The sequence below is a fragment of the Stieleria sp. genome (assembly GCF_041595215.1).
Classification (GTDB): Bacteria; Planctomycetota; Planctomycetia; order Pirellulales; family Pirellulaceae; genus Stieleria; species Stieleria magnilauensis.
This window is the reverse complement of sequence record NZ_JBFHKV010000752.1, coordinates 1-4,419: the sequence shown is the minus strand read 5'-3', so window position 1 is coordinate 4,419 and position 4,419 is coordinate 1. Positions and strand designations below refer to the sequence as shown.

General features: G+C 60.6%; 3 protein-coding genes. All 3 read right to left on the bottom strand.

Annotation, left to right across the window (positions count from 1 at the left end; all coding sequences use genetic code 11):
* Window positions 1-277 precede the first annotated feature (277 nt).
* Complete coding sequence (locus ABX749_RS23655; RefSeq protein ID WP_372898167.1) at window positions 278-844, bottom strand: hypothetical protein; 567 nt, start codon at window positions 842-844, stop codon at window positions 278-280.
* 56 nt (window positions 845-900) lie between these two features.
* Entirely contained in the window at window positions 901-2,847 is a 1,947-nt protein-coding gene (locus tag ABX749_RS23650) for a polyprenyl synthetase family protein (protein WP_372898166.1), read from the bottom strand.
* A gap of 58 nt (window positions 2,848-2,905) precedes the next feature.
* Window positions 2,906-4,419, bottom strand: a 1,514-nt coding sequence (locus ABX749_RS23645) for a prenyltransferase/squalene oxidase repeat-containing protein (protein ID WP_372898165.1), incomplete at its 5' end; no start/stop codon positions are given.

Genomic DNA, 4,419 nt, shown 5'->3' with positions numbered 1-4,419 from the left:
GGTGTCACCGGCGACGCGTCGAAACTCATCGCTCGCCGGCGACTTGGCGAGTTTGTTGGCCGCCTTCAACGCCGCCGGGTAGTCTTGTCGCTCGAGCGCCTGACGTGCTTCGCCGGCCCTCCGCTAGTTGTCTTCGATCGATGGAGCTGCCTGGTTCGATTGACCTGCCTGATTTGTTTGAGCTAAGCAGAAGGTCATCATGCAGAGCGAAACGCAGGCCAGGGTGGTGGTTCGAAGTGGGGTCATGGTTGTTCCGGGCTCTACATTGTTCCGGGGTCTACTTGGCGACCACTTCGAGTAATTCGATGGCGGGTTCGCCGTCGCAGTAGATCAGCGCGGTTCGTCCGTAAACGGTTTCGCCTTCTTCGGCATTGAGCAAGCCTGCCAGGGCCGGTCCGGCCTGGATCTCCCACAACTCGCACAGTTGCACTTCACGTAGCACGTTGTGTTCGATCAGGACCCGCCCCAGCGGTGTCTGTCGTGCTTCGATGCGTTCCCAGACTTTCGGGTCGAGTGCGGCGACGTTCAGACGAACGATTCCATACTGCACCACCTTGCCGGTCACCTGAGTCTTGAGCGTGATTTCGCGGACGTACCAATCGCCATGGTCGTCGGCGTGGCGGTGGTGTCGATGGACGACGACGTCGACCTTTTCGCCGTAGTGTGATTCGACGGTCACGGTCATGTGCGAATGGTGGTTGATCAATTCGTCGTAGGGTGATGGCACCCGCAACGTCGAATTGCATCGCCCCCACTGGGAGAACCCTGTTTCCGGCTCGTAGAACTCCGCCAATAGCGTTTCGATTTTTACGTCGGCATCGTCTTTGGAAAGCCCTACAACCATGTTTCCGCTCGGGGAATTCTTGAGTGTTGAAAGTGGTGATTCATGAACCCATCGATTCAGACCGCGGATGCGGCGACGCCCAGTGCGACCACATTGGGAGTCTTGATTTCGGGGCGTTCGAGCACGGTGTCGACCAAGAAGTACAGCAGCCGCCGCAAGGCATCCGGTTCCAATGTATCGGCGACCTGTTCGGCGCGTTGCTGATGTTTGTCGACCAGGCGAAACGCGGTTTCGAACACGCCCGCTTTTTCGTACAGCCGACGCACGGCGGTCAGTCGCTCGCCGTCGCTCAACGGACAATCGGCGTGGGCAAGTTCCAGCAGCTGTTGCTGATCGTTTTCGTCCAGCGATTCCAGAGCCAGTGCCCACAACAAGGTCGGTCTGCCGCCGAAGATGTCACCGCCGGCGGAGAGTTTGTTGTCGTCGTCGCCGGCGAAGTCACCGAGGTCGTTGAGGATTTGGAAGGCGACGCCCAGGTTGCGACTGAACGTTCGAATCGATTCACGGTACTGCTCCGCTTTTCCTTCGCTGTCTTCGCCACAGCCCAGTCGAACGCCGCTGAACAGCGCGGCCTCGAACGCCGGAGAGGTTTTGAGCGAATAGATTTTCAACGCATCCAGCGGCGTCAATCGACGGTCGGTACCGTCGCGCCAGAGCAGTTCGGCGCCTTGGCCTTCGCCGAGTCGCATGTGGGCTGCGGCAAGGCAATCCATCACATCGATTTGGGCCATCGCATCGATGGGGGTCTGGGCGTTGTTGCCGCACATTGCGGCCCGGTCGCTGAGCAGGCGATATCCCATGCCGACCAGGAAGTCACCGACGTTGATCGCGGTGGGCACTCCGAACACCTTGTGCAGGGAGGGCTGTCCGTAGCGATAGGCGTCGTCGTCTTCGATGTCGTCGTGGACCAAGCTCGCTTTGTGAAAGGTCTCGATGCTGAGTGCGGCTCGGCGGACGGCGTTGGGGAGTTTGGAGATCGCACGGGCCGCGTCGCTGCCGGTGCACTCGCCGCCCGTCATTGCATCGTAGGCGGCCAAGGTGATGAAGGGCCGTGAATGCTTGCCGCCACGAGCCAGGAAGTCGTAGGCGATGTGTTCGGTGGCTTCGATCGCGTCCATCGCCGCAACACTCTCGGTACTCAGATCGCCCGTTCCAAAAGGTGTCTTGCCACGCAGTCGCGGTGCAATCTCGTCGAGCGTCTCGGGCGCGAACAAATCGCCGGCCGCACGCATCAGGTGGACGTAGCTGCGTGTCTCTTGTTTGGCCGGCGTGTAAGGCGTGCGAATCATTTGGTCGACCCACGCTTCATCGACCTTGGTGTTGCGGCAGTCGCTGCTCAGCAACGGGACGGCCATGCAGGGGATTCCTGCCAGCAAGACCTTGTCGATCGCTTTTTCCAAGACGTTCAAACAGGCCACGCCGACCACCGCGTCGACGTATCCGCCGACGATGATTTTCATCACCACCGGAGACCCCTCGGCGACCAACACGCGGTAACCCATTTCTTCGGCCAGCCCACGGAAATCGGCGATGCTGCAGGCCCCGCACTCTTTGCAGTTCATGCCGAACTCGTCGTATTCGGCCGGACATCCTTCGGCGTGTTTCAGACAATGGGGCAGCAGAAACAATCGTCGTTCCGGCGGCACCCCTTCCAGGGCATGACGCCAAAACGAGGTGCTGATCATCACCATCACCCAGCCGACCAGGGATTCGGGGAGATCCGCTTCTTCGAGTGTCCGCCGGGCGACTTGTTCCAATTCATCTTTGGTCATCGGAACGCTGCGGTCCAGTCGGTCGGCGACCTCCTCGCAACGGGCGCGCAGACTCTCCCGCAACTCAAGCGTTTCGGGGACCTCTTTCAGATGACTCGTCTTCCGTCGCTTGCTGCGTGAGACGGTCCCGGCGTCTGATGACGCAGGGTCCGATGAGGCTTGGGTGACGGTTTGGCTGGCAGGGGTATCGGTGGGGCTGAATCCGGTCGACAAACCGATTACCTCGGGCAAGAAATGGTGCGGAAATCTAAGGTGGGTTCACTGTAGCCTGAGACCGGAAAACCGGTCGTCATCGAGGCCAATTCGGGTCGTGTTCTTCGTTGAACGCACGGAGAAATTTTCCCAGTGCGGCGGCGGTGAAAATCAGCGGATACAAGCGTTCATGGTACCAGAGCTTGGCAAAGTAAAATCCAATCGGCCAAGCCACTTGATGTCGCCGATCCTCGACGCTCTGCATCAAGAATTCGACCCCGCGTAGTATAGCCGCCAGCACGGCATCGTTCACAGCGGCGGAGCAGACTGCGGCAGAACATTCTGGTCGTAGTTCTGTTAACCCGGCATTTGCCCGATCGGATCGCGGATTCGACAGCGCAGGGCCAGATTGCGGCATTCCGGATTGCGGCGCAGCGAACTCGGTTTGATCGCGAGTTCGTAGAATGACCGTCGCCAGGGCTTCGACCGCCAACGCCGTTTCTTCCACGCTGCTGTGCAAATCGTCGGGGATTAATGGTGCAATCGAGGCGTACTCGGGATCGGAGTCGATCAGTCCGCGGATTTTTGTCGCCACCGACGGCCCCCCACCCCAGCCACCGTCCGGGTTCTGGGCATGAAGGAGATAGTCGCATGCCGCCGCTTCTGGGCGGGTGCCGATTCCACCTGCAATCAAGACCTTCGCCGTTCCATAAACCGGATTGGATTCGTCGTCGCGGTCTTGGTTGCCGAACCAGAGCGGCATCCAGCAGCCGTCGGGTTGTTGCTGACGGTTCAGAAATCGAATCGCCTTTCGCTCCGGACGCTGGAAATCCGCTTGGCTCGGTCCCGCCCCCCGAGATGCTTCCGGGCGACAGGGAATCGATTTCAAAGCCCGCATGGCGTGTGCGGTCAGATCGGTGCTGCTGCGATCAAAGGGCAGTTTTCCCCAGCCACGGCAGAACGTCGGCCAGCCGCCGTTTCGGTTTTGCAGCCGGATCAGCCAACGACCGCCGCGGATCATCGCCTCGTGCATCTGGTGCCGTCGACTTTCATCCGCGTGGGGCTGCATCAGTCCCAGGGCCAGGATGGCCGCCGGCGTGTCGTCGCTGTCCGGAACCGCCCCGCTCAAATCCGTCCATCCCCAGCCGCCCGGTTCGGCACCGGTAAATGGATGTCGCGTCAAATGCTGGCAACCCAGGTGCCAATCGGCCAGACGCTCGCTGTACCAGCGGCCATCGTCGTCCGGATCGCATGCCAACGCGTGAATCGACAGCGACGTCGCCCAGGTCGCAAGGTTGGTGTCGATCGGCCAGCATCCGCCGTCGAGCATCGATTCCTTTAAAAAACGCAGCCCGTTGCGGACGACCGGCAAGTCGCATCGTCCCGTCGCAGCCAGACTCATCACGACAAACGCGGTCAGCGGAGTCGCTTCGAGATAGCCTCCGCTGGCGGGCTGCATTTTCTCCAGCACCGAAAGGGTGCGTCGAACGCTCAGGGACCGAATCAGGCGAATCGGTGCGAAGGCGCGGCGGCCGAGAAAGTGACGGGCTTGCCCGATCGCGACCAGTGCGGGAATCGCGTAACTGACCACCGGCATCTGCAGAAAACGAT